Annotated in this window: 5 protein-coding genes and 1 pseudogene; 2 read left to right on the top strand and 4 right to left on the bottom strand. The window is 42.7% G+C overall.

Annotated elements, in window-relative coordinates:
- Positions 1 to 94 precede the first annotated feature (94 nt).
- The 3 genes from ffh to HT699_RS06305 all read right to left on the bottom strand — a co-directional run bounded on the left by ffh (position 95) and on the right by HT699_RS06305 (position 2,478).
- Positions 95 to 1,666: a signal recognition particle protein gene (gene ffh / locus HT699_RS06315; protein ID WP_172930575.1), complete on the bottom strand. Its 1,572-nt coding sequence runs from the start codon at positions 1,664 to 1,666 to the stop codon at positions 95 to 97.
- Between the two features lie 11 nt (positions 1,667 to 1,677).
- A complete protein-coding gene (locus HT699_RS06310; protein WP_000402066.1) occupies positions 1,678 to 2,010 on the bottom strand; it encodes a putative DNA-binding protein in 333 nt (110 codons plus the stop codon).
- A gap of 90 nt (positions 2,011 to 2,100) precedes the next feature.
- Entirely contained in the window at positions 2,101 to 2,478 is a 378-nt protein-coding gene (locus HT699_RS06305; RefSeq protein ID WP_078156127.1) for a DUF1934 domain-containing protein, read from the bottom strand.
- 71 nt (positions 2,479 to 2,549) lie between these two features.
- Between HT699_RS06305 and HT699_RS06300 the strand changes: the two genes are divergently transcribed.
- Positions 2,550 to 3,854: an HD domain-containing protein gene (locus tag HT699_RS06300; RefSeq protein WP_001003510.1), complete on the top strand. Its 1,305-nt coding sequence runs from the start codon at positions 2,550 to 2,552 to the stop codon at positions 3,852 to 3,854.
- A gap of 12 nt (positions 3,855 to 3,866) precedes the next feature.
- Positions 3,867 to 4,673, top strand: a complete 807-nt coding sequence (gene yidA, locus HT699_RS06295; protein WP_172930576.1) for a sugar-phosphatase — start codon at positions 3,867 to 3,869, stop codon at positions 4,671 to 4,673.
- A gap of 199 nt (positions 4,674 to 4,872) precedes the next feature.
- Here the strand turns inward: yidA and HT699_RS12175 are convergent.
- Positions 4,873 to 5,001: pseudogene (locus tag HT699_RS12175) on the bottom strand (site-specific integrase); the annotation flags it as partial.

The raw sequence follows: 5,001 nt of genomic DNA, 5'->3' as shown, positions 1-5,001 counted from the left end.
GTCAGTCACATATATACGGTAAGGCGACGTTGACGTGGTTTGAAGAGATTTTCGAAGAGTATAAAAAAGGAAAGCTCTGCGGCCTTCCTTCGTCTTACTTGCGTTTCTTCTTCGCTTTCTTCATTTTGTTAGCCATACGTTTCATGGACTGTTTCATAGCAAATTCACCAATTTTACCTTTGAGTCCACCACCAAACATCTGACTCATATCTGGCATTCCTGCTCCTCCGAGAGCTGACAAGTCAGGCATACCACCTTGTCCCATCATTCCTTCAAGGGCAGACATATCCATTCCTCCCATATTTGGCATATTTTTAGGAAGATTGTTTGGATTGATCCCCATTTGCTTCATCATCTTGTTCATATCTCCAGACATAACACCCTGCATGAGCTGTTTAGCTTGGTTAAAGTCTTTGATGAATTTATTAACTTCGACAAAAGTATTTCCAGAACCCGCAGCGATACGACGACGACGGCTTGGATTTAACAAATCTGGGTTTTCACGTTCCTCAGGTGTCATGGAAGACACGATGGCACGTTTGCGCGCGATCTGACGCTCATCCACCTTCATGTTTTGAAAGGCTGGATTGTTGGCCATACCTGGAATCATCTTGAGCAAGTCTTCCATTGGGCCCATGTTTTGCACCTGATCCAACTGAGCAATGAAATCATTGAAATCAAAGGTATTCTCACGCATCTTCTCAGCCATTTCAAGGGCTTTTTGCTCATCGTATTCTTGAGAAGCTTTCTCAATCAAAGTGAGCATATCCCCCATACCAAGAATACGGCTTGACATACGGTCTGGGTGAAAAGTCTCAATGTCCGTAATCTTTTCACCTGTACCAGTGAACTTGATTGGTTTTCCAGTAATGTGACGAACAGATAGAGCCGCACCACCACGAGTATCGCCATCAATCTTAGTAAGGATAACCCCAGTCACTTCCAACTGAGCATTAAACTCACGCGCAACATTGGCCGCTTCCTGACCAATCATGGCATCAACGACGAGGAGAATTTCGTTTGGTTGAGCCAATGCTTTCACGTCACGAAGCTCATTCATGAGGAGCTCATCAATCTGCAAACGACCTGCCGTATCAATCAAGACATAGTCATTATGATTGGCTTGGGCTTGCGCCAAACCTTGACGTACAATCTCAACAGCTGGAACTTCTGTTCCTAGAGCAAAAACTGGCACATCAATTTGTTGCCCCAAGGTTTTAAGCTGGTCAATAGCAGCAGGACGATAAATATCCGCCGCAATCATCAAAGGACGTGCATTTTCTTCTTTCTTGAGTTTGTTAGCCAATTTACCAGCAAAGGTTGTTTTACCAGCCCCCTGCAAACCGACCATCATGATGATGGTAGGAATCTTAGGTGACTTGATAATTTCTGCCGTATCAGAACCTAAAACGGCTGTCAGTTCCTCATCAACGATTTTAATAATCTGTTGCGCAGGATTAAGGGTATCAATGACCTCATGCCCGACTGCACGCTCACGAACTTTCTTGATAAAGTCCTTTACAACAGGCAAGGCAACGTCGGCCTCGAGCAAGGCCAAGCGAATTTCTTTGGTTGCCTCTTGGACATCAGCTTCAGAGATTTTTCCTTTTTTACGTAGATTTTTAAAGACGTTCTGCAAACGTTCTGTTAAACTTTCAAATGCCATTTTTCTTCCTCTTATTCTCTATTATCAATACTTGTTAAAATTTCTATCTGCTCCTGCAGAAAGTCATCCTTGGGATAGCGCTCCAAAATCTGATCAAAAATCTGACTGCGAACAATGTAGTCCGAGTACATGTGCAACTTCATCTCATAATCTTCCAGAATCTTTTCTGTCCGCTTGATATTATCGTAAACAGCCTGACGACTGACACCAAACTCCTCGGCAATCTCAGCGAGGCTGTAATCATCAGCGTAATAGAGCTCTATATAATTCATTTGCTTATCTGTCAAAAGCGCTGCATAAAATTCAAAGAGCGCATTCATACGATTGGTTTTTTCGATTTCCATAACTTTTATTATACCAAAAATTAGCCTAATCTACCACATTAGGAAGCCAATCCGAGAAGATAGCCAGGTAAATTTGAAAAAGACATGAGACTAGCCCCAAGTAATTTCCAATTGATAGCTGGCAAAGGGATGTCCCTCTTGATTTTGTAGTTGATAATCTAGTTCAATCTTTTGCCCATCAACTTCATAGCGACTGGTTTGGATAACAAATTCCTGCATGCCCATTGGTGTAGGAATGTAGGCTAAACTATCACTATCCTTTAGAAAGCGCATAATGGTCTTGGGATTTGAAAAACGGCTCATCACCAGTTCTTGACCATGGAATTTAATCACTACTTTTTCCTTTTCCTCATTATAGAAAAGCAGGTAGCTATAATCTCCCTTTTCATGCACTTCCACGTCATAAAGTTGGTCAATCACTTCCAACTGCTCATCAAACTGAATCGTATTTCGCATCCGAATCTTCACATCAAGTCCTCTTTCTTGTCTCTTGTCCTACTATTTTACCAAAAACTCTAGCTTTTTGCTATAATGGTCATATGAACGAAAAAGTATTCCGTGACCCTGTTCACAACTACATCCATGTCAATAATCAAATCATCTATGACTTGATCAATACAAAAGAATTTCAACGTTTGCGCCGTATCAAGCAACTGGGAACTTCCAGTTATACCTTCCACGGTGGAGAACACAGCCGCTTCTCCCACTGTCTAGGAGTCTATGAAATTGCACGACGTATCACGGAGATTTTTGAAGAAAAATATCCTGAGGGATGGAATCTTGCCGAATCCCTCCTCACCATGACCGCTGCTCTCCTCCATGACCTGGGTCATGGTGCCTACTCCCATACTTTTGAACATCTCTTTGATACAGACCATGAGGGCATCACCCAGGAAATCATCCAAAGTCCTGAGACGGAGATTCACCAAGTCCTGCTACAAGTGGCGCCAGACTTTCCAGAAAAAGTTGCCAGTGTCATAGACCATACCTATCCTAACAAGCAGGTGGTGCAACTCATTTCCAGTCAGATTGATGCGGACCGTATGGACTATCTCTTGCGCGACTCCTATTTTACAGGAGCGTCCTATGGGGAATTTGACCTGACTCGCATCCTCCGAGTCATTCGTCCTGTCGAAAATGGTATCGCCTTTCAGCGCAATGGCATGCACGCCATCGAAGACTACGTCCTCAGTCGCTACCAGATGTACATGCAGGTTTATTTCCACCCCGCAACACGCGCCATGGAAGTTCTCCTACAGAATCTTCTCAAACGCGCCAAGGAACTCTATCCTGAGGACAAGGATTTCTTTGCCCGAACTTCTCCACACCTCCTGCCTTTCTTCGAAAAAAATGTGACCTTGTCTGACTATCTAGCTCTGGATGATGGTGTGATGAATACCTACTTCCAACTCTGGATGACCAGTCCTGACAAGATTCTTGCAGACCTGTCGCAACGCTTTGTCAACCGCAAGGTCTTTAAATCCATTACTTTTTCACAAGAAGACCAAGACCAACTCGCTAGCATGAGAAAATTGGTTGAGGATATCGGCTTTGATCCCGACTACTACACTGCCATTCATAAGAATTTTGACCTCCCTTATGATATCTATCGTCCCGAATCTGAAAATCCACGGACACAGATTGAGATTTTACAAAAAAATGGTCAACTGGCCGAACTCTCTAGCCTGTCTCCTATCGTCCAATCCCTTGCTGGCAGTCGCCACGGAGATAATCGCTTTTATTTTCCAAAAGAAATGTTGGACCAAAACAGCATCTTTGCAAGCATTACCCAGCAATTTTTACACTTGATTGAGAACGATCATTTTACCCCAAATAAAAACTAGAAGAGGAATTTTATGAGTATTAAACTAATCGCTGTCGATATTGACGGAACCCTAGTCAACAGTCAAAAGGAGATTACTCCTGAAGTCTTTTCTGCCATCCAAGATGCCAAAGAAGCTGGTGTCAAAGTCGTCATTGCAACTGGCCGCCCTATCGCAGGTGTTGCCAAACTTCTGGCCGACTTGCAGTTGAGAGACGAGGGTGACTATGTTGTGACCTTCAATGGTGCCCTTGTCCAAGAAACTGCTACAGGGCATGAGATTATCAGCGAATCCTTGACTTATGAGGATTATCTGGATATGGAATTTCTCAGTCGTAAGCTCGGTGTCCACATGCATGCTATTACTAAGGACGGTATCTATACTGCCAATCGCAATATCGGAACATACACTGTGCACGAATCAACCCTCGTCAACATGCCTATCTTCTACCGCACACCTGAAGAAATGGCTGACAAGGAAATCGTCAAGTGTATGTTCATCGATGAGCCTGAGGTTCTCGATGCTGCAATTGAAAAGATACCAGCAGAATTTTACGAACGCTACTCTATCAACAAGTCTGCTCCTTTCTACCTCGAACTCCTTAAAAAGAATGTAGACAAGGGGTCAGCCATCACTCACCTAGCTGAAAAACTCGGATTGACCAAAAATCAAACCATGGCTATCGGTGACGAAGAAAATGACCGTGCCATGCTGGAAGTCGTTGGGAACCCCGTTGTCATGGAAAATGGAAATCCAGAAATCAAAAAAATCGCCAAATACATCACTAAAACAAATGACGAATCCGGTGTTGCCCATGCCATCCGAACATGGGTACTGTAAGAGGGTATGAATAGACGAAAACCGCTCAGTTGAGCGGTTTTTATAGTAAAATGAAATAGGAATAGGACAAATCAATTTCTAGTAATGTTTTAGAAGTCCAGATACACTATTCTAGTTTCAATCTACTATAGTATCTAATTACATACCCCCTGCTGGAATCGATAAATAGAAAAAACCTTATTTTAAGGCTCTTCCTATACTATTTATCAATAACCCTCTTTTAGAGTATGTCCGTAAGTTTGAATAATTTGTTGTATATCTTTATGCCTTAGTAATCTTGAAACAGCCCATATATCAACACCTTTTGATAATAGACTTCCTGCGAAAC

Source organism: Streptococcus sp. 1055 (genome assembly GCF_013276815.1).
In the GTDB taxonomy this organism is placed as follows: domain Bacteria; phylum Bacillota; class Bacilli; order Lactobacillales; family Streptococcaceae; genus Streptococcus; species Streptococcus pseudopneumoniae.
This window is presented reverse-complemented; position numbering and strand designations above follow the sequence as displayed.